Below are 20031 nucleotides of genomic sequence, written 5' to 3'. Positions count from 1 at the left end.
CCTGGGGTCTGGCGATGGTTCCCGGATGGTCGCCGGTGCGGCTGTTTAAAGCGCGCGCATTGTCCGGAACGTCACCGAATAGCGATGGTGTTCGACGGGCGGGATGCTGTGTTCCCACTCGTTCCGCGCCGGGCCGGCCATGAGATAGACGGACCTGGGCTCGACCTCGACCGTCTCACGGTCCCATGCCGCGCCGTTCTTGCGGCGCAGCCGGAAACTGCAGGACGAGAGCAGGGAAACGCCCGCGACAAGGTCGAAATGCGGCTTGTCCCGGTGCCAGCCTATGCCGGCGCCCGGGCGATACTCGTTGATCAGCACCTGCGCGAATTCTCTTGCCGGGACGCCCGCGAAGGCGGCGACCTTGGTGCGAAGCGCCATCAGGAAGTCCGGAATCGGTGGCGCTTCGAGCACCTCGCGGCGCTCATAATCATAGCGCAGGCCGAAGCCGACGACCTGCCTGTTGGCAAGATGGCCGTGAAAATCGAACGGCTTGAAAGGCAAGCCCCGGATGTCACGGATCAGTTCGCGCTCCTCGTCGCGGTCGATCAGGTCCGGCTGGTAGGAGAAGCCTTCGGGTGCGGGCGGCGGGCTTGCGGGCGCGCCGAAGAGGTCGCCCTGGAAAGCGCGCCCGCCGCTTCGGTTTCTGGCTGATGACATGGGGCTCAGATAGGCAATCGGGACACCTGTGCAAGGCCGGTGCCGGCATGGTGGAACCTAGGGAGAGCATGAAGGATTAAGAGTTGGAAGCAGGAGACGGCACATGCCTTCCACCGCGATCCGGAATATTCATTACGATCGGTCGAAACGGGTCCTTTCGGTCTGGTTCGTTCCGACGGGCAAGCGCTATGACTACGAGAACGTGGGACCAGAGATATTCAACGCTTTCAAGGCGGCTTTTTCCAAAGGGCAATTTTTCAATGAGTTTGTGCGCGATCGTTTCAAATATCGTCTGGTCGAGCCTGGAGGTCATTAGCACTATTGGCCGCAGCGCACGGCGAAACCTTCGCCGGCAGCTGCAGCGAACCCCTACAGAGCGCAAAGCCGTGACGGGTGGCGCCAACGTCGTGACGCTGGCTTTTTAGGCGCCTCGATGAATGGCCAGGCTTGTCAGGCTTGGTGCGAACGACGTGGTTGCGCCAACCGGCGAACGGATGGAATTGCCCACCGCTCGCCGAGGATTGGCGCCGCGCCGGCTACTTGTTGGCAGTGGTGTCGCCGCCCAGGTCCTTCTTGAACTGCTCGAAATCCACCTGCATGCCATTGAAGATCGTGCTCCAATGCCGTGTGATGGCCGCCATCGCCACCGCCTCTTTGATTTCGGCGTCGGTGGCGCCCGCCTGCCGGGCCGAGACCGTGTCGGACCAGATGCAGTAGCTGCAAGGGATTTGCGCCGATACGGCGAGTGAGATCAGGGCCTTGGTCTTCACCGTCAGGGCGCCGTCGCTGAACTCGAGAGCCTTGGTTTCCGCCCAGGCTCCGGGCAACCCGCTGTCGGGAAACGCCTTGAGGAAATCCGGCACCTTGCCGAAGGTCTGTTCGATATCCTTATGGGTTGCGGCGAGGGCATTGGACGCATCGTCCGCATAAGCGGGCGACGGAACATAGATTAGAAATGCCGCGGTGCCGCCGGCGGCCAGCACCCGCGCGAAGGTCGAAAGCAAAGCAGTCATCATGGAACTCCTTCCTGGTCTGGGACCACAGCGGTCCCTATGGGAATGAGATGCATTCGCCGCCGCGAAAGTTCGCTCGGGGAGAAGGAGCGGATATTTCGTCAGCGTCAGCCGATTGGAAACGGAGGACGGGCAGCCATATGGAGATAGAGACGCTCCACCTGCGCCGCGCCCTCCTTCATGACCATCACGACGCCGGGCGGGCAGAGATCGGGCATTTCCGGCGGATTGGCGATCGCCGCCTCGAGCACGGTGATGTTGTCGCTCGCCATGATCCGCTTCGGCTGGACCCGCACGCCCGTTCGCAGATCGGAATCCATCTCCGCATCGAAATGTTCCCGGCCGTGGAAGCGGTTGCCGGTGGTTGACCAGATCAGTTGCAGGTCGTCGGAGAAATGCGAAAGGAACTTGTCGCGCTGCCCGCAATAGAGCGTACGGAAGGCGTCTTCATAAAATGACCGGCGTTCCGCCTGGAGTTGCTCGTGCGTCTCGTCGCGGTCGCCTGCGGCAGACAGGAGCAGTTCGGACAGCCTGATCTTGGCATCGAACAGCCGGCTCCGCACGGTGCCGACCGGAACACCGAGGATGGTCGAAACCTCCTCATAGGAATTGTAGAAGCTGAAATAGCGCAGCATGACCGTAGCGCGATGCTCTTCCGGCAGCTTCCGCAATGCCGCCCACACCCAGTCGCGCAGCTCGCGGCTTTCGATGCCGGTCTCGATCCGCTCGTCGTCCGGCATGTCGCGGAAATGCTGCTCCGCCTGCGCGCCGCCGATCTGGGGCCGGCGCCGCCGCCGCTCGGTCATGCAGCAGTTTCTGAGAATCGCATGAAGCCAACCGCCTACGGCCGCGGGCTCGCGCAATTGGTCGAGCCGCGCGAGCGCGGTCAGGAAAGTGTCGTGAACGGCGTCCTCGGCGTTGCTCGTGTAGCCGAGCAGCGATACGGCTGCCGCATAGAGCTGCGGCCGGTGGCGTTCGAAGAGCAGACCGAGGCTGTGCACCTGGCCATTCCGGGCCTCGATGACCAGCGCCGCATCGCTGGTTCCTTTCCGCTGCGCAAAGCTCACGTGCTCCATACGCGCCTCCGGATTTCGACAATATCATCATCAAAGATGCCCGGCGGAAAGGAAAGTTCGCTTGACGGTCGAGATTTCTGTTCGAATAGGGCAGGGAGCGGAGGATCATACCGCCTGCCGTGCAGGACGGACGCCAGAGTCGGGTTGCACGCGACGAGGTGATCCGCTGAACTCGGGGTCTTCCGCTGGCAGCGCTGCCATGCTTAATTCGAGCAAATCGAAGTCAAATTATAGAGTTGGCACGTGATACCAATCTACATTGGGTACGATCCACGCGAATCCCGAGTTCTAGACGTAGCGCGATGGAGCGCCTATCGGCGGACAAGCGCGCCGTTACAGATAGAGCCACTCGTGCTCAAAGATCTTGAAGCCCAAGGAATCATGAAGCGGCCGATAGTGGTGCGTGATGGTAAGCTCTGGTGCCCGATTTCCGAGGCACCGATGGCGACCGAGTTTGCCATATCGCGTTTTGCCGTTCCGTTTTTGAGGCAAAGCGGTTGGGCGATGTTCTGCGATTGTGACGTCCTTTTTTTGAAGGATCCAGTCAAGTTGCTCGAACTCGTCGATCCTTCCTACGCGATTATGGCGGTTAAGCACCAGCAACGCGAATCCGAAGCTGTCAAGATGGACGGACAAACGCAGACCTTCTATCGCCGCAAAAACTGGTCGTCGGTCGTTTTGTGGAATCTAGATCATCCCTCCAACAAACGGCTGACCAACGAGATGCTCAATACCTGGCCCGGACGTGACCTCCACGCCTTCAAATGGCTTGAGGACCATGAGATTGGGGAATTGCCTCTGGCCTGGAACTACCTCGTAGGAGCTTCGGCTTCGGAACTGGATCCCGCCGATGTCTCGCTGGCGCACTATACGCTCGGCGGCCCTTGGTTTGCGGGCTGGTCCGGTGCCACGCAATGGGACGACTTGTGGAGCCGAGAAGAGAGCATTCTGCGCGCGTTTGAGGAATATGCGATTCAGATTCCCGCATGAAAACTTCGCTTTTGAAGCTCCTGCCAACCTTCTCAAAACCAATTCTTCACGTGCCCAGGGTCATGGGTCCTGCTTTGGTGATGGGGTCGGCGCCGAATTTTCGCCTTCCCAAGGGCTATGATGCCGACTGGGCGCTTGTGACCGTTAACGCTTCTCAGCTTTTGGCGGAAACCTTCGGCCTCCGGGTTCCTGATCTTGCGGTGATACGCCGCGGCATTCTAGTCGACAGTGGCGACCAGGATTTTTACAAGCGCGATTTGTTAAAAGGACGGCAAGCAAAGCATCTGATCATCCCGGTTTGGACGGACGTTGAGGACAAGTTGAAAGCCGGTTGTCGCACCTTCAATTATCGTTATGACACCTTGCAGGCGCTTACCAAATGGCAGCTTGCCAACATCGTCTGGCGGCTTAGCGGCAAGTATCATGTATCCCGCGGCTGGTATCGGAAAATCTCCACCGGAGTCTTCGCAATCATGCTGGCGCGTTTCGCGGGGTTCGCTCCCGTTGTAGTCAGCGGGTTTTCCCTCTCCCAAGCCGGGCATGGATACGACACCCGAAATGCCTTCCGATATCATGCCGACGAAGACGCGGATTTGCTTCGGCGGGTGGTGAGAAGGGGCGAACCGATCTACGCAGAGGATAGAGACTTCGCTGCAGAAAGTGGATTGCCGTTGTGGCAGGGGCAGATGCCATGACGACGACAGCAGCAGGGCCGATGGCGAATAGCGCAGATACTCGGGCCGGTGCGGCATCGCCTAGCATTTCCAAAAGCGCCGACGATAGTGAAGGCAACCGGCGTCAGCGGCCAAGGATTTGAGGTTTCGCATGTGAGCGGCTTTCCTGTCGCAGCATCCTTTGCGCACCTCTGCGTGTTTTCGGGAGGGAGAGTGCGCAGTGTCTCTTAGGAGCTCGCAATATGGAGGACCATTCCGAACTTCATAGCAAAGGCGACCATGCTTCGACTTTGAAAAGGGCAACGTCCATTAGCCGGAATCGTGAGCCCGCCATCACCGATGTCACCCGCCCTTCGTGAGGTCGATGTGCTGAATATCTCGACGACCGATCGGCTGGCTATCAAGTCCATTCTCGTTATTCAGACGAAGTACATCGGGGATGTTGTTCTGACCTCGGCGCTCGTGCGAAACCTGCGCCTCGCTTACCAAAACGCTGTGATCGCCATGCTTTGCGCTCCTGGCCTGCGAGACTTCGTAGTCCGCCAGAATATCGCTGACGTGGCCATCGGATTCGACGGTCGAAGTGCTGGTAGAAGTCTGCTTCAGCGAGTGAAGGAATATTCAAGCTTGGTCGCTGACCTCCGCCGCCGAAAATTCGATCTCACCATTGATGTGGCTGACTCGAAGACATCCAGGATAGTGCAGAGGTTGATCGGGGCTCCGCTGCGCGTCGGATATAATCCGCCGGACAGGCCGCTGAAATTCTGGGAAGTTCAGCCTGCTAATATATTTGCCGAACCCTCGGGCCGCCGTAGTGGCGCGCACTACTTGTACCGATATCTGTCCCCGGCCAAAGCGCTCGGTATAGAATTACGCGAAGTGACACCGAGGCTTGAACCTACACCAGTCGGGCGGAGCGCATCTGCCCAGATTCTGGCGCAAAGCAATCTGCCCGTAAAAGCTTTCGTTGCAGTACACGCTGGAGCAAGATTCGAAGGACGATGTTGGCAACCTGAACGGTTCGCTGCGGTAATCGACGAGGTTTACGCAACCACTGGCCTGCGGTCACTGCTGGTCGGTGGACCTGATGAAAGGGCAATCGCGCAAGCTATCTTGAACGTGGCAAAGTCGCCGTTGGTGAGCGTTGTTGGCGAAGCCTCGCTTGAGACGCTAACCGCATTGCTTGCGGATGCATTTATTTTTCTCGGAAACGAAAGCGGCCCAATGCACTTGGCTGCATCAGTGGGAACCCCAGTTGTGGGCCTGTATGGCCTTACGCCCCCCGACATCTGGGGGCCTGTTGGGGTGCTTCACCGCACCGTTGCGCCGCCGTTGCCTTGCCAGTGTGTTGCGCCCGATTTGTGCAAACCTAACAACCCGGGCGGCGTATATTGCGTTCAGCGACTACCCGTTGCCAAAGTCGCTCAAGCGACACGAGACTTGATAGATGCAGTGAGACAGCGGGCTAGTGATACACCGACTGAACCTGCTCCAACCATTGGCGACAGCCATGACCGGCTGGCTTGAAACCGTGAAGAAAGGCGCGCGGTCATCGATCCGGTGATCGGCGAGCAGTACAGCTTCACCAGCTCGCTCGACAACGCGTTCAGTCTCCAGACCGAGTTTGAACGCTGCTGGCTGTCAAACGCCTCCCATCGTCTCCCAACCGTGCACATCCAATCTGCCCAGATCTGAATCGCGACTAGATGTTCAGGGGGTGGGCATCGCCGGCGACTGACGAGTCGTCGATAGCGAAGGGATATACAGAGAGCTCAGGTTCCTTGCCATGGTTGCGGTAATGTGATCAGCATCCTTATAGATGGGCAAGCCGTTTCGAACTGCGTCGCAATGGCCATGGCTGCAGATCGTTGGAAGCGGATCGACAATGGCAGCGCCATATTTTGCGGCCAGTCGCGCCAATATCGCACGTGAAAGCGCCTGCCGCTTCTCAACATAATCCCAAGGAGCGGCCACATCGGTGGACCGTCCTGCAATCATCGCTTTGGCGACCGCCTCCGGCATATAATGTCCCATCTCTGGGACATCCATGACCAAAACAATCTTAGTGCCTTGTTGCGTCAACTCTTTCATCAGACGATCGAGCGTTTCGACGACCGAGGCGGATCTGTCGTCAAGCGGTGGGGGCACCGAGGGGTCGAAATAAACACCTTCGTTCGGCAGTTCGGCATCGTGCACGTATTTGGGCCAGTAGGCGAGCAGGTAGACGAGGGGGATGTGCCTGGATACGATCAGATCGCGCACTGCTCCATTGAAGTCGCCGCACCGTTTGGTATCGCCACGCGGCGTAAGCTGAACGCCTGGCAAAGGCGGACATGATGAATGACCGGCGAAGAGACCGGAAACGCCGGTTTGCGTGGCAGCTACGTCGATGGCCGGGGCCATTGCACCGGAGTGGGAGTCTCCCCACACGAGGAAAGCGGGTTTGTTCGAACCTTCGACGCCGAGCGGGCACAGCTTGCCCATGCGTATGTCGGCCGGGGTCGGCCCCGTTGTATCGGAATCGGCGAAACAGGGCGGAACGCTGAACCGGCTTTCATCGTAGGTCGCGGCGTAGGCGGTCCGAGCATCGACAGGAAGGCGCGATGGAACGCCCTTGTCGTGGATGATATGACTTCCAAAGCCGACGGCTACGGCAGTCATAAGGGCCGCTCCGGCCAACATCGAACGTCGGCCGATCCGGCCACTGCGATTGCGGAAGGGCTGTTCGATAAACCACCAAGAAAAAGCGGCAGTGGCTAAAGACGCCAGGGCGATCAGGCTGCCATGAAGCGAGGATGGCTCACGGCCGGCTATCTCCCGGCTGAACACGATGGCGGGCCAATGCCACAGATAAAGCGAGTAGGAGATCAAGCCTATGAATACAACCGGCTTCGATCGAAGGACCCGACTGACCGGCCCTTGCTCGTCGCGCGCGTGGATCACCAGCGCGGCGCCAAGGCACGGCAGCAGCGCCGTCGGGCCGGGAAAGAGGGTGCGATCATCAAACCCGAACACGGCCAGAAGGATCAGCAAGATGCCGGCGGCTGCCAGGCCTCCCCGCATGGTCGACCGCTTCGGCGTCGGTATCGCGTCGAAGGCAATCAGCGCGCCAACCAGCAGTTCCCAGGCGCGAAACTGCAGCAGATAGAACGCCGCGACCGGCGAACGGAAGACCATCCATGCGCCCGCCACAAACGAGACGGTCAGCAACCCGATCAGGATGGGCATCGTGTATCGCCGCGCGAATCGGTTGATTGCGACCAGCAGCAGCGGAAACAGAATGTAGAACTGCTCCTCGACCGCAAGCGACCAAGTGTGCAACAGCGGCTTCATCTGCGCGCCAATGTCGAAATAGCCGCTCTCCTTCTCGAACTGGATATTCGACGTGAACAATGCTGCGGCCTTGACGCTGCGGGCGAAGTATTCCAGTTCGGCGGGCATCAGCAGGAACCATGCGGCAATGGACGAGGCCGCCAGAACTGCGAAGAGCGCCGGAAAGATCCGCCGGATGCGACGCTCGTAAAAACGCAGTAAGCTGAAATCGCCGCGAGTGATTTCCCCCGAAATCAGGGACGCCATGAGAAAGCCGGAGATGACGAAGAACACGTCGACGCCAACGAAGCCGCCCCCAAAGCCTGGTACTCCGCTATGGTAAAGCACCACCGGAACGATGGCCAAGGCACGCAGACCGTCAATATCTGCACGATAAGTAAGCCCCGCTTGTCCATGCCCGTGAATAGAAGCCTGGACGAGCGGACGTCTGAGAACGAGATTCAAACGTTATTCTCCGAAATGGTCCCGGTGGCAGGCGTTTATTGGCCCAGTATGGCTTCAGCATGACTGGTCTCGACCTTCTGACGAAGAGCGAGGCCAATGCGGAAGAATGCCGTCCTTTCACTAGACGCTGCCGATCCAAGCCCATCATCGGCTCCGCGTGCGCGAAAAAGCAACTGAGTTCCTCTACTGGCGCTCCGACTATCATGGTTCTTCCATCGCGCATGGCCGCGAGAAGGCCGCACCGCCTTTGTGACAGACGAAAGTGGTGTCGATCGAGCCGACTTCGAGCACTTCGGCGAAGCCGTCACCGCTGACTTCGGTCATCTCGTCGATGCCGCTATGCGAAGAAGACCATCGAGGCACCATAGCTGAGATCGAGGCCAGCCTGCAGGGCACAAAGGCGCACGACGCGGCACAGCGGCTATGCTGTCAGACAGCGCATCCGCAAGCGGCTCGAGGAAGCATCGGCTGGATCAAGGTCATCGCCGGGCAGGGCGAGGGGAAGGTCCATGATCGCGACCGCGTCTGATGTGCCTTCACCTTCGCGGCTGCCGCCTACAATGTGGTGCGGCTGCCAAAACCGATCGACTATATGGTCAACACTCGGAACGAGATTGGAGGGGCGCAGGCCTTTGCACTGTCCGAGGTTGTTGATCCCTGCAGGGGCATGGATCAGGTATAAAATTCTGGGCAGACGATGCTGCGCTGACCGATCGCATGGTTCGCCTACCGGAGAGGACCTTGCGCACCTCGCGAGGGCGTAGCTGCTTCCTTCCATCCATCGGTCGCGGAACTCGAACGCTCCCAGAATCTGTCCCTGGACGAACTCCGCTGTGAACGCCGCGCGTTGAGCCGCGACGGGACCCGAGAGACGCAATTGGTGGAACACCGGCTCCAGGTTGAGCTGGTGGGTGAGGTCCACGACGCGCAGCATCTTGGAGATGTGACCGATGTCCTTGTTGGCTGTAGCGATATCGAGACCGCCCCCGACGATCCGCTTCTGCCACCACTCACGGAAAGCGACTGTGTCATCTCGCGTCAGGCGAGCGATCTCTTTGTCGCCGATGACGCCGATCAAGTTTGCGTAGCGCGCTTCTTGGAGTTCCGCCAGTTCTTAATCTGGTTTGGGAAGTTAGCTGGCGGAGAGAGCGGGATTCGAACCCGCGTTACGGTTTCCCGTAAACACACTTTCCAGGCGTGCGCCTTCAACCACTCGGCCACCTCTCCGTCCTTAGCATCTCGCGCCGGCCGGTTTCGCCGTGCGGGTTGGGGAGATGCTCCCATGGGAAGTCCTCAACGGATATCTGGTGTGCCTTCAACCGGCAGGCAACCCTTCCCTGCGCCGATAGCCGTCTAGGCAAACAGGCGCGGGGCTCATCTAGTCGATCCGAAAGCGAATGCCAAGCCATAATGGCATTGCCGCAGCTTTTGCCCTGGATGGCAGCAAAAGCCGGGTCCAAAAGAGGTCATGCGTTCGAATGATGTGCACAGGCCGGCCGCCTCCGGCTGGCGCTGCTTGACTTCGGCTGCGCGCGGCTGTCGACTGCCCGGAATTCTTGGTTTCCGTGCAATCCCGGTTGGAACGGTTGCGAGCTTCCCTGGAATTGCGGGTTCAGGTTTTTTGCAGTTCCTGACGGAAAGCCATCACGCGCTTTCCATGGAATTGTTCGGGCGAGGGGATCGTCCTGGCATGGCGTCGATCGACCAGCAACCCGCGGGGCGGCCGGACAGCGGGCTTTCCTTCATACCGGTGGCCTGGCTCGTCATCGTCATGGGCCTGTCGGCCTACGGCCTGATTGCGAATTGGCGGCTGATCGGCGACTTCAGCCTGCCGGAAAATGCATTCCTTCTCGTTTATGGCGGCCTGACCGGCGGCGTGATCACCATCCTGTGGGGATTGTACCTGCTTGGCCTGGCCTTCAACCGCTCGGCTCGTTTCCCGCGCCATTACACGATCTGGCAGATCGCCGTCATCATCTGGCTTGTCCTGCGCCAGGCCTGTGTGTCCTATGCCTTCGTCTTCTCGGTCGAGGCTCTGGGCTTCACCGTGGCCGAGATCGCCATCGGCCTGCTCTGCATCTACCTTCTGCGGAATGGTGCCGGCTCCGAGACCGTCTATGCCAATCCGGAGACCGAGCGGCCGCCGGTCTTCGTCTCGATCCTTGCCGCGCTGCTCGGCATCATCCTTGGCGGCGTGATCGGCGCATTCAGCGGGTTCTTCGCCGGTTCGCTGATCGCGGACCTTACGCATATGAGCTGCTTCGAGGGCGCCTGCGGATTTTTCGCGGCTTTTGTCGGCCTGGGCGGCCTGATCGTCGGCGCGATCGCCGGCGGCATTTTCGCCGTCTGGCGGGTGAACCGGCGCAGGCCGGCGCGGGCTCGCTAATTTTATGGGCGGCGATTGCGCGGGAACCACGCACCCTCTATGTCGATTGCGGGGTAGACGGAGCGTTCCCGGGGAGAGCGTCGATGTTGCGTTTCATCTTTCGGCTGGCAGCCATGGTTGCGCTGTCGATTTCCGTCATCATGGCGGTGATCGACACGACACGCTCGGTCGCGGCCTCCACGCTGGTGATGACGCCGCTCAATGCAAGCTGGCTGGCCGTCTCGCCGGATACCCGCGCGGCCTTCGAGACTTTCGTGCGCACCAAGGCAGGCCCGCTGGTCTGGGACGGCGCCGTCGCCTGGGTGCTCGCGCAACCCGGTTTCGCGGTGTTCGCGGTGCTGGCTTTCCTGCTCTACGCCATCGGCTACCGGCGCAAGCGCCGCGGCGCGGAATTCGCCCCAACCCCTTGAAGGCTCTCGTTTTTGACGCGATTGCGGAGGGACGGCTACGGCGAAGCCGCCGAGCCCAACCGCCGGTAACCGCTTTTTCCAACAGGTCAAAATTCCACGTGAATTTTGTTTCGCGCCGTGCCAGATTGACCGCGAGCGGGAGGGGAAAACACTTCCTGCCTGGCCTCCCAAGCCCGCCGGAGAACCGGGCGGGCAGGCGGTGCAAACGGAAAAATAACCGACAGGGTGTGGATCACATGAAACGTATCGTTCTTGGCCTTCTGGCCGCAACCGCAATGGTTCTTCCGGCTTTCGCGGCGGATGTGCAGCCGGCCATTCTCTACGATCTGGGCGGCAAGTTCGACAAATCCTTCAACGAGGCCGCCTATAACGGCGCCGAGAAGTTCAAGAAGGAAACCGGCGTCTCTTATGTCGAATTCGAGGTCTCCAACGCTTCGCAGCGCGAGCAGGCGCTGCGCCGCTTCGCCGAGGACGGCCGTAACCCGATCGTCATGGCCGGCTTTGCCTGGGAGGACGCGCTGAAGAAGGTCGCGGCCGAATATACCGACCTCAACTTCGCCATCATCGACGATGCCGTCGACCTGCCCAATGTCCGCTCGCTGGTATTCAAGGAGAATGAAGGCTCCTACCTCGTCGGCATCCTGGCCGCGATGGCGTCGAAGTCGAAGAAGGTGGGCTTCGTCGGCGGCATGGACATCCCGCTGATCCGCAAGTTCGAATGCGGCTATGTCGGCGGCGCCAAGTCGGCCGGCGCCACCGAGGTCATCCAGAACATGACCGGCGACACGCCGGCCGCCTGGAACGACCCGGCCAAGGGCGGCGAGATCGCCAAAACGCAGATCGACCAGGGTGCGGACGTGGTCTACGCGGCTGCCGGCGGCACCGGCGTCGGCGTGCTGCAGGCGGCGGCGGATGCCGGAAAGCTCGGCATCGGCGTCGATTCCAACCAGAACGGCCTGCAGCCCGGCAAGGTGCTGACCTCGATGATGAAGCGTGTCGACGTTGCCGTCTACAACGCCTTCATGGACGGCAAGAACGGCACCTTCAAGGGCGGCGTCGAGAATCTCGGCCTCAAGGAAGGCGGCGTCGACTACGCCATGGACGACAACAACAAGGCCCTGGTGACCGATGAGATGAAGGCGGCCGTCGAAAAGGCCAAGGCCGATATAATCGCCGGCAAGGTGCAGGTGCACGACTACACCTCCGACAACAACTGCCCGTATTGATCGGCAGTCGAACCAAGCTTTGAACCGCCGGGCCATGGCCCGGCGGTTTCGTTTTGGAGACGGCATGATGCAACCGACGATCGAAACCATGGCCGAAGGCGACGTCGAGACGATAGCGCGGCTTCGGCTCAAGGCCTTCTTTGAAGGCACCGGCCGGACATTCGACGAAGACATGGCCGGGCTGCGCGGGCTGATCGCCGGCGACGGCTTCGAGGCGGCTTTCGTGGCCCGCGACCGTGGCCGGCCTATCGGGAGCTGCCTGCTCGTCCGCGACGAAATCGATTCGCCGCACGATCTCACGCCATGGCTGGCCGGACTGGTTGTCGAGGAAGCCTATCGAGGCGGCGGCATCGGCACGGCGCTGGTCAAGGCCGTCGAGACCCATGCCGCGTCGGCCGGCATCGGCACGCTCTATCTCTATACCTGGCAGGCGCGCGGGTTTTACGAAGCGCTTGGCTGGACGGCAGTCGAGACTTTCGAGCAGGACGGCGCGCCGATGCTTCTGATGTCGCGCGACCTATAGCAATTCCAGAAAAGTGTGAGCGGCTTTCCGTTCGGAATTGCGTAAAAACAAAAAGATAGGGCGTTTCGCCGTTTCCGTGAAGAAGCGCGCTATAGCGTGCCGGCGAGATAGCCGAGCGCAAAGGCGGCCACGAGGGCGAGCGCGATGACAAAACCCAGCCTGCCGCCCAGCGAATGCAGGCCGACGCCGTAGGGTTTGCGCTCGAGCCGGTGGATCATCACAGGCGGCGGCTCGGCGGCGGGGGTAGGAATGCCAGCCAGCCGCGTCTGCATCTGCGGCAGTTCGGCAAGGCGTTGCGTGACCAGTTCCCAACGGCTGTCGCGCCCCTCGGGTCCCGCTGGATCGAAGGCGCGCAAGCGCTCGGCCAGCCGCAGGACCGTGTCGCGAAAGGCGGGATCGATCTCGAGGTCGCGCTCGGCGCGGGCGCGTTCCCTGTCGTTCATCAGGCCAAAGACATAATCGCCGGCCCTGGCGACACGGTCACTTTCATTGGACATGGCCGTCCTTCCCCATGGCCTCACCAATGCGGCGGCTTGGTCACCGGAACATCGGGAGCGGTCTTCTCCTCCAACTCCAGGAACCGGTCGGTGAGGGCCGCAAGCTTGCGCTCCATGCGCTCGATCACCTTCCACTGTTCGGCGATCTGGCCGGACAGTTCCTCGATGGTCTTTTCCTGCTCGGCGGCGCGGATTTCCAGCGTCGTCAGCCGATCGTCAGGCGTGGCCATGCAAACCGACCCTTGCAAATATGAAGCCTTCACCCAAGCGGATATTCGTGGGACGCCCGCGAATATCTGCTCATGCTCTGTTGGTTCTCGCAGGTTCTGACCTCAAAACGCGGGACACTTTTGCGGAACCTGCTCAGGTTCGAAATTGACAAGGGCGCGGGGATTTGTCGAGAGTGAACGGCCGATTGGCATAAGCGGGGCGTCATGCTAGGCGTTTTGACCAAGCGATAAAAATAACGAGTGGGACAGGCTGCATGGCGCAAGCCGCAATCGAGCTCATAGGCATCAACAAGAGTTTTGGCGCGGTGCGCGCCAACCGCGACATCAACCTGGAAGTGGCGCGCGGCACCATCCACGGCATTGTCGGCGAGAACGGCGCCGGCAAGTCGACACTGATGTCGATCCTCTACGGCTTCTACCAGGCCGACAGCGGCGAAATCCGCGTCGGCGGCAAGCCGGTGTCGATCAATACATCCAACGACGCCATCGCGCTCGGCATCGGCATGGTGCACCAGCATTTCATGCTGGTCGACAATTTCACCGTGCTGGAAAACGTCATCCTCGGCGTAGAGAACGATGTGCTGCTGAAGAGCAGCATCGCCAAGGCGCGCTCGGAGCTCGATCGGCTGGAGCGCGAATACGGGCTCGAAGTCGATCCCGACGCGGTGATCGAAGAGCTGCCGGTCGGCCTGCAGCAGCGTGTCGAAATCCTCAAGGCGCTCTATCGCGGCGCCGAGATCCTGATCCTCGACGAGCCGACGGGCGTGCTGACGCCGGCCGAGGCCGACCACCTCTTCCGCATCCTCAAGCAATTGAAGGAGCAGGGCAAAACCATCGTGCTCATCACGCACAAGCTGCGCGAGATCATGGCCATCACCGACACGGTTTCGGTGATGCGCCAAGGCACGATGGTGGCGACCCGGCTGACGAAGGAAACCACGGTCGGCGAACTGGCCGAGCTGATGGTCGGCCGGCGCGTGCTTCTCAGGGTCGAGAAGGGCCAGTCGGAAGCCGGCGCGATAAGACTGTCGGTCAAGAACCTGACGGTGAAGGATTCGCGCGGCGTCACCATGGTCGACAATGTCTCCTTCGACGTGCGCGGCGGCGAGATCGTCGGCATCGCCGGCGTTGCCGGGAACGGCCAGTCCGAACTGCTGGAAGCGATCTCGGGTATCCGGCATGCGGTCTCCGGCGAGGTGATGCTGGAGGGCAAGCCGATCGATCTCACCGGCAGGGCCGACCCGGGAGAATTGCGAGACCGCGGGCTCGCCCACGTGCCCGAGGACCGCCACCATGTCGGGCTGGTGCTCGCCTTCGAGGAGAACGAGAATTCGATCCTCGGCTATCATGACGACGAGCGCTATCTGAAAGGACCGTTCCTCGACATCGATGCCATCATGGCCGACGCCAAGGACAAGATCGAGAAATACGACATCCGCCCCGGCAATCCGCGGCTGAAGACGGCGAACTTCTCCGGCGGCAACCAGCAGAAGATCGTGCTGGCCAGGGAGATGGAACAGGATCCGGGCGTGCTGATCGTCGGCCAGCCGACGCGCGGCGTCGATGTCGGGGCCATCGAATTCATCCACAAGCGGCTGATCGCCATGCGTGATCAGGGCAAGGCGGTGCTGGTGGTGTCGGTCGAGCTCGACGAGATCCGCTCGCTCTCCGACCGCATCCTGGTGATGTTCGCCGGCCGTGTCGTCGGCGAGCGCGGCCCCGACGCGACCGAAGGCGAGCTCGGCCTGCTCATGGCCGGCGTCGAGCACCAGGAGGCCGCCGAATGAGCACGCCTTACGCCAAGCTGCCGGCCTGGGCCGATTATGGGTTGATTCCGCTGATCAACCTGTCGGTCGCCTTCATCGTTGCCGGCTTCGTCGTGATGCTGGTCGGGGAAAACCCGTTCCGCGCCGCCGTCATCCTGGTCGAAGGCGCTTTCGGCAAGGGCACGGGCATCGCCTTCACCCTGTTCTACGCCACCACCTTCATCTTCACCGGGCTGTCGGTGGCGGTGGCGGCGCATTGCAGCCTGTTCAACATCGGCACCGAGGGCCAGGCCTATATAGGCGGCCTCGGCATCGCGCTCGTATGCCTGAGCCTCGACAGCGTGCTGCCCTGGTGGGTGATCTTTCCGATCGCGATCGTGGCCGCGGCGGTGTTCGGCGCGGCCTGGGGTTTCATCCCTGCCTATCTGCAAGCCAAGCGCGGCTCGCACATCGTCATCACCACCATCATGTTCAACTTCATCGCCGCTTCGGTGATGGTCTATCTCCTGGTCGGCCCGCTGAAGCCGGCCGGCTCGCAGGCGCCGCAGACGCGCAACTTCCTCGCCGGGGCCGAACTGCCGAAGCTCAACTGGATCATCGAATTGTTCGGCGCCAAGATCCGTTCCGCGCCGCTCAACATCTGCTTCCTGCTGGCGCTGGTCATGGCCTTCCTGGTCTGGCTTCTGATCTGGCGCACCAGGCTCGGCTATGAGATGCGCGACCTATGGCCACAGCCCGAAGGCGGCGCGCTATGCCGGTATTTCGGAAACCCGCATCATCATCACCGCGATGATGATCTCGGGCGCGCTGGCAGGCATGATGGCGCTCAATCCTGTCATGGGCGACCAGCATAATGTCGCGATCGATTTCGTCTCGGGCGCCGGCTATGTCGGCATCGCCGTGGCGCTTATGGGCCGGCTGCATCCGGTCGGCATCGTGCTGGCAGCGATCCTGTTCGGCATGCTCTATCAGGGCGGCGCCGAGCTCGCCTTCGAGATGCCGGCGATCAGCCGCGACATGATCGTCATCATCCAGGGCTTGGTCATCCTCTTCGCCGGCGCGCTGGAACACATGTTCAGGCCTTACATCCAGGCGCTGTTCGCCTCGGTCAGTCCGAAGTCGGTCGGCATGCAGGCGGTGAACGGGAAGGGGGCCTGAGATGGACACGTTCAACGCCATCGTCCAGGTGCTGGATTCGACGATTCGCCTTTCGGTGCCGCTGCTGCTCGCCTGCCTGGCGGGTCTCTATTCGGAACGGGCCGGCATCTTCGACATCGGGCTGGAAGGCAAAATGCTGGTCGGCGCCTTTGCCGGGGCTTCCGCGGCCGCCGTCTTCCATTCGGCGATGATCGGCCTCGGCACGGCGGTGCTGATCTCGGTCGCCTTCGCGCTGGTGCACGGCTTCGCCTCGATCACGCATCGCGGTAACCAGATCGTCTCCGGCGTGGCGATCAATTTCATCGCCGCCGGATCGACCATCATCCTCGGCCAGGCCTGGTTCAGCCAAGGCGGACGCACGCCGGCGCTGCAGCCCGGCGAGCGCTTCGAGGCGATCACCTGGCCCGGCGCCGATGCGATCAAGGATGTGCCGGTCATGGGCCCGATCTATGCCGAGCTGATCTCCGGCCATTCGATCCTGGTCTATTTCGCCTTCGCCATGGTGCCGTTCACATGGTGGGTGCTGTTTCGCACCCGCTTTGGGCTGAGGATGCGCGCCGTCGGCGAAAATCCCGCCGCCGTCGATACCGCCGGCATCTCGGTCGCCTGGCTGCGCTATCGCGCGCTGATCTGCACCGGCATCCTCACCGGGGTCGCCGGCGCCTATCTTTCCATGGTGCAGAATGGCGGCTTCGTGAAGGACATGACGGCGGGCAAGGGCTATATCGCGCTGGCAGCGCTCATCTTCGCCAAATGGAAGCCGGTCAATGCGATGTTCGCCTGCCTTTTGTTCGGCTTTCTCGATGCAGCCGCCATTCGCCTGCAAGGCACGCCGCTGCCGGTCATCGGCAAGGTGCCGGTGCAGTTCATGCAGGCGCTGCCCTATGTGCTTACCGTCATCCTGCTCGCCGGCTTCATCGGCAAGGCCATTCCGCCGCGCGCCGGCGGCGTACCCTATGTGAAGGAACGTTGAGGTCGCCGAGCGCCGGGGCAGAATTTCGTCCGGCGGCGACCGGCATTTGGACATTGGGAGAGAAGAACCGGATGTCGCATGATCTGTTCGAGGCGGCGAAGACGGCGATGGCCAAGGCCTATGCGCCCTATTCGAAGTTCCCGGTGGGTGCAGCACTTCGCACCGAGGATGGGCGCGTCTTCACCGGCGCCAATATCGAGGTGGCGTCCTATCCGGAAGGCTGGTGCGCCGAGACGACGGCGCTCGGCCACTACATCATGGGCGGCGGCGGCAAGATTGTGGAAATCGCGGTGATCGCCGAACGCATGGCCAAATGCTCACCTTGCGGCGGCTGCCGGCAGCGGCTGGCGGAATTCTGCCGGCCGGATACGAAGCTCTATCTGTGCGACAACAGCGGCGTGGCCGAGACGGTCACCATGGGCGACATGCTGCCCTACGGCTTCAGAGGCGATATCTTGAAATGAAGGAAGCGCTGGATCATCTGGTCGAGAAACTGGACGGGCTGGCGCCGACGACGGCGCTCGTGCTGGGCTCGGGCCTCGGCGGGCTGGTCGACCAGGTCAAGGATGCCAGGCGCATCTCCTATGCGGAACTGCCGGGCTTTCCGCGCAGCGGTGTTTCCGGCCATGCCGGCGAGGTGGTTGCCGGGCATTTCGCCGGCACGCCGGTGCTGATGCTCTCCGGCCGGGCGCATTATTACGAGCATGGCAACGCGGCCGCGATGCGCCCGGCGCTGGAGGTGCTTGCCGGCATCGGCATCTCGCATCTGATCCTCACCAATGCGGCCGGTTCGGTCGATCCTGAGATGGGACCGGGCTCGGTGATGTTGATCACCGACCACATCAATTTCTCCGGCTCCAACCCGCTGATCGGCGAGCCGAGCGACCGCCGCTTCGTCGGCCTCACCGAGGCTTATGATGCGGGCCTGCGCGGCGCGATCGAAAAGGCGGCCAAGGCAACGGGGACTGCGCTGCATCAAGGCGTCTATATGTGGTTTTCCGGACCATGCTTCGAGACGCCGGCCGAGATCCGCATGGCGCGCGTCATGGGCGCTAACGCCGTCGGCATGTCGACCGTGCCGGAGGTCATCCTTGCCCGCTTCCTCGGGCTCAAGGTCGCCGCCTGCTCGGTCATCACCAATCTGGCGGCCGGCATGACAGGGGCGGAACTCTCGCACCAGGAAACCAAGGACATGGCGCCGGTGGGCGGCGCGCGGCTGGCGACGATCCTGCGGCGCGTCTTCCAGGACGGCTTGCCCGACTGATGCTGCCGCAGGAGATCATCCGCCGCAAACGCGACGGCCACAAACTCTCGGCCGACGAGATCGCGGCCTTCATCGCCGGGCTGACGGCCGGCAGCATCTCCGAAGGCCAGGTCGGCGCTTTCGCCATGGCCGTGTTCCTCAACGGCATGAGCCGCGAGGAAGCGGTGGCGCTGACGCTCGCCATGCGCGATTCCGGCGACGTGCTCGACTGGTCCGATCTGCCGGGTCCGGCCACAGACAAGCATTCGACCGGCGGCGTCGGCGACAATGTCTCACTGATGCTGGCGCCGATCGTCGCCTCTTGCGGCGCCTATGTACCGATGATTTCAGGCCGCGGCCTCGGCCACACCGGCGGCACGCTGGACAAGATGGATGCCATCCCCGGCTATGCCAGCCAGCCGGACGTGGCGCTGTTCCGCAAGACGGTGCTCGAGGCCGGTTGCGCCATCATCGGCCAGACGGCCAATCTCGCGCCGGCCGACCGCCGGCTCTACGCGATCCGCGACGTGACCGGCACGGTCGAATCGGTCCCGCTGATCACCGCTTCGATCCTGTCGAAGAAGCTTGCCGCGGGCCTGGGCTCGCTGGTGCTCGACGTCAAGGTCGGCAACGGCGCCTTCATGGAAAAGTCGCGCGACGCGGCCGCCTTGGCGAACAGCCTGGTCGAGGTGGCCAATGGCGCCGGCCTGAGCGCGTCGGCGCTGGTGACGGGCATGAACGAGCCGCTGGCTTCGGCCGCCGGCAATGCCGTCGAGGTGAAGAATGCCGTCGATTTCCTCACCGGCCGCTATCGTGACCGCCGGCTCGAGGACGTGACGCTGGCTTTGGCCGCCGAGATGCTGCAGTCGGCGGGGCTCGTCTCGTCCAACCAGGACGGCATCAGGCGCGCCAACGAAGCGCTCGCCGGCGGCCGCGCGGCTACCGTCTTCGCGCGGATGGTGTCCGTGCTCGGCGGTCCCGGTGATTTCATCGAGAACCCGGAAAAGTACCTGCCGACGGCACCGGTCGAGCTGGCCGTGAAAGCGGAACAGGGCGGGTTCGTGACCGGCATCGCCACGCGCGATATCGGGCTTGCCGTCGTCACGCTCGGCGGCGGCCGTTCCCGTCCGGACGACAAAATCGATCACGCCGTCGGTTTGACCCGGCTGTTGCCGATCGGTGCCGAGCTGCGCCCGGGCGAGGCGCTGGCGCTGGTCCATGCCCGCACCAATGCGGAGGCCGAGGCGGCGGCAGCGGCCGTGCGTGCCGCTTATACGATCGGGGGTTCCAAACCGCCCGCCGAGAAGACCGTGCTCAGGCGGATACTGCATCGCTAGAGCAGTTCATCATTTCGCGGAAATGGTGAACTGCTCTATCTTTTGTGTTTCCGGACGGAAAACCGCTGCGCACTTTTCCTGGAATTTCTTACGTC

Annotated in this window: 20 protein-coding genes, 1 tRNA gene and 2 pseudogenes; 15 read left to right on the top strand and 8 right to left on the bottom strand. The window is 62.0% G+C overall.

The features are described 5' to 3' along the window. Positions 1 to 45: 45 nt before the first annotated feature. Positions 46 to 657 (bottom strand): alpha-ketoglutarate-dependent dioxygenase AlkB, encoded by a 612-nt coding sequence (locus ACVMIM_RS31290; RefSeq protein ID WP_476116727.1) that lies wholly within the window; start codon positions 655 to 657, stop codon positions 46 to 48. A gap of 103 nt (positions 658 to 760) precedes the next feature. On the opposite strand from ACVMIM_RS31290, the gene ACVMIM_RS31285 reads away from it, so the two are divergent. Next, a complete protein-coding gene (locus ACVMIM_RS31285; protein ID WP_476116725.1) occupies positions 761 to 973 on the top strand; it encodes a KTSC domain-containing protein in 213 nt (70 codons plus the stop codon). Positions 974 to 1193: 220 nt separating this feature from the next. Here the strand turns inward: ACVMIM_RS31285 and ACVMIM_RS31280 are convergent, their stop codons facing one another. Both ACVMIM_RS31280 and ACVMIM_RS31275 read right to left on the bottom strand, forming a co-directional pair. After that, positions 1194 to 1670: a carboxymuconolactone decarboxylase family protein gene (locus tag ACVMIM_RS31280; protein WP_476116724.1), complete on the bottom strand. Its 477-nt coding sequence runs from the start codon at positions 1668 to 1670 to the stop codon at positions 1194 to 1196. Between the two features lie 107 nt (positions 1671 to 1777). Further along, positions 1778 to 2746, bottom strand: coding sequence for an RNA polymerase sigma factor (locus ACVMIM_RS31275; protein ID WP_476116722.1), 969 nt, complete (start codon positions 2744 to 2746; stop codon positions 1778 to 1780). 351 nt (positions 2747 to 3097) lie between these two features. Here ACVMIM_RS31275 and ACVMIM_RS31270 point away from each other — a divergent pair, with 351 nt between their 5' ends. The 3 genes from ACVMIM_RS31270 (at position 3098) to ACVMIM_RS31260 (ending at position 5937) form a co-directional block, all read left to right on the top strand. Continuing rightward, positions 3098 to 3736, top strand: coding sequence for a hypothetical protein (locus tag ACVMIM_RS31270; RefSeq protein WP_278049072.1), 639 nt, complete (start codon positions 3098 to 3100; stop codon positions 3734 to 3736). Next, positions 3733 to 4431, top strand: coding sequence for a hypothetical protein (locus ACVMIM_RS31265; protein ID WP_040997354.1), 699 nt, complete (start codon positions 3733 to 3735; stop codon positions 4429 to 4431). The genes ACVMIM_RS31270 and ACVMIM_RS31265 overlap by 4 nt, the downstream gene beginning before the upstream one ends. Positions 4432 to 4776: 345 nt before the next feature. After that, a complete protein-coding gene (locus ACVMIM_RS31260; protein WP_476116720.1) occupies positions 4777 to 5937 on the top strand; it encodes a glycosyltransferase family 9 protein in 1161 nt (386 codons plus the stop codon). Between the two features lie 183 nt (positions 5938 to 6120). Here the strand turns inward: ACVMIM_RS31260 and ACVMIM_RS31255 are convergent, their stop codons facing one another. Together ACVMIM_RS31255 and ACVMIM_RS31250 are read right to left on the bottom strand one after the other, a co-directional pair. Then, positions 6121 to 8148, bottom strand: coding sequence for an acyltransferase family protein (locus ACVMIM_RS31255; RefSeq protein ID WP_476117435.1), 2028 nt, complete (start codon positions 8146 to 8148; stop codon positions 6121 to 6123). 240 nt (positions 8149 to 8388) lie between these two features. Continuing rightward, complete coding sequence (locus ACVMIM_RS31250) at positions 8389 to 8511, bottom strand: hypothetical protein (protein ID WP_476116719.1); 123 nt, start codon at positions 8509 to 8511, stop codon at positions 8389 to 8391. Between the two features lie 77 nt (positions 8512 to 8588). Between ACVMIM_RS31250 and ACVMIM_RS31245 the strand changes: the two are divergent. Next, positions 8589 to 8716 (top strand): annotated as a pseudogene (locus tag ACVMIM_RS31245) (IS5/IS1182 family transposase); the annotation flags it as partial. Between the two features lie 608 nt (positions 8717 to 9324). Here the strand turns inward: ACVMIM_RS31245 and ACVMIM_RS31240 are convergent. Next, positions 9325 to 9414: transfer RNA gene (locus tag ACVMIM_RS31240), tRNA-Ser, on the bottom strand. 463 nt (positions 9415 to 9877) lie between these two features. Here ACVMIM_RS31240 and ACVMIM_RS31235 point away from each other — a divergent pair. From ACVMIM_RS31235 to ACVMIM_RS31220, 4 genes are all read left to right on the top strand, one after another. Continuing rightward, entirely contained in the window at positions 9878 to 10573 is a 696-nt protein-coding gene (locus tag ACVMIM_RS31235) for a hypothetical protein (protein WP_476116717.1), read from the top strand. An 83-nt stretch (positions 10574 to 10656) separates the two neighbouring features. After that, positions 10657 to 10983, top strand: a complete 327-nt coding sequence (locus tag ACVMIM_RS31230; RefSeq protein WP_040997344.1) for a hypothetical protein — start codon at positions 10657 to 10659, stop codon at positions 10981 to 10983. Positions 10984 to 11219: 236 nt separating this feature from the next. Beyond that, positions 11220 to 12209: a BMP family lipoprotein gene (locus tag ACVMIM_RS31225; protein WP_040997342.1), complete on the top strand. Its 990-nt coding sequence runs from the start codon at positions 11220 to 11222 to the stop codon at positions 12207 to 12209. 64 nt (positions 12210 to 12273) lie between these two features. Beyond that, positions 12274 to 12732: a GNAT family N-acetyltransferase gene (locus tag ACVMIM_RS31220; protein ID WP_278049078.1), complete on the top strand. Its 459-nt coding sequence runs from the start codon at positions 12274 to 12276 to the stop codon at positions 12730 to 12732. Between the two features lie 89 nt (positions 12733 to 12821). Here ACVMIM_RS31220 and ACVMIM_RS31215 read toward each other — a convergent pair whose 3' ends face one another. Both ACVMIM_RS31215 and ACVMIM_RS31210 read right to left on the bottom strand, forming a co-directional pair. Beyond that, positions 12822 to 13229, bottom strand: a complete 408-nt coding sequence (locus tag ACVMIM_RS31215) for a hypothetical protein (RefSeq protein WP_476116715.1) — start codon at positions 13227 to 13229, stop codon at positions 12822 to 12824. Between the two features lie 20 nt (positions 13230 to 13249). Then, a complete protein-coding gene (locus ACVMIM_RS31210) occupies positions 13250 to 13459 on the bottom strand; it encodes a SlyX family protein (protein WP_278049080.1) in 210 nt (69 codons plus the stop codon). A gap of 254 nt (positions 13460 to 13713) precedes the next feature. Here ACVMIM_RS31210 and ACVMIM_RS31205 point away from each other — a divergent pair, with 254 nt between their 5' ends. The 6 genes and pseudogenes from ACVMIM_RS31205 to deoA all read left to right on the top strand — a co-directional run bounded on the left by ACVMIM_RS31205 (position 13714) and on the right by deoA (position 19936). Next, positions 13714 to 15246: an ABC transporter ATP-binding protein gene (locus ACVMIM_RS31205; protein WP_476116713.1), complete on the top strand. Its 1533-nt coding sequence runs from the start codon at positions 13714 to 13716 to the stop codon at positions 15244 to 15246. Further along, positions 15243 to 16383 (top strand): annotated as a pseudogene (locus tag ACVMIM_RS31200) (ABC transporter permease). Before ACVMIM_RS31205 ends, ACVMIM_RS31200 begins: the two are co-directional and overlap by 4 nt. Before the next feature lies 1 nt (position 16384). Then, the gene (locus tag ACVMIM_RS31195; RefSeq protein ID WP_476116711.1) at positions 16385 to 17356 is read left to right on the top strand and encodes an ABC transporter permease; all 972 of its coding nucleotides are present in this window, start codon (positions 16385 to 16387) and stop codon (positions 17354 to 17356) included. A 71-nt stretch (positions 17357 to 17427) separates the two neighbouring features. Further along, a complete protein-coding gene (gene cdd, locus ACVMIM_RS31190) occupies positions 17428 to 17820 on the top strand; it encodes a cytidine deaminase (RefSeq protein WP_040997740.1) in 393 nt (130 codons plus the stop codon). Beyond that, on the top strand, positions 17817 to 18620 hold the full coding sequence (locus ACVMIM_RS31185; RefSeq protein ID WP_476116710.1) for a purine-nucleoside phosphorylase: 804 nt from the start codon (positions 17817 to 17819) through the stop codon (positions 18618 to 18620). The genes cdd and ACVMIM_RS31185 overlap by 4 nt, the downstream gene beginning before the upstream one ends. Beyond that, positions 18620 to 19936: a thymidine phosphorylase gene (deoA, locus tag ACVMIM_RS31180; protein ID WP_476116708.1), complete on the top strand. Its 1317-nt coding sequence runs from the start codon at positions 18620 to 18622 to the stop codon at positions 19934 to 19936. The genes ACVMIM_RS31185 and deoA overlap by 1 nt, the downstream gene beginning before the upstream one ends. The last annotated feature ends 95 nt before the right edge of the window (positions 19937 to 20031 follow it).

This window comes from Mesorhizobium sp. USDA 4413 (assembly GCF_056280365.1).
This window is presented reverse-complemented; position numbering and strand designations above follow the sequence as displayed.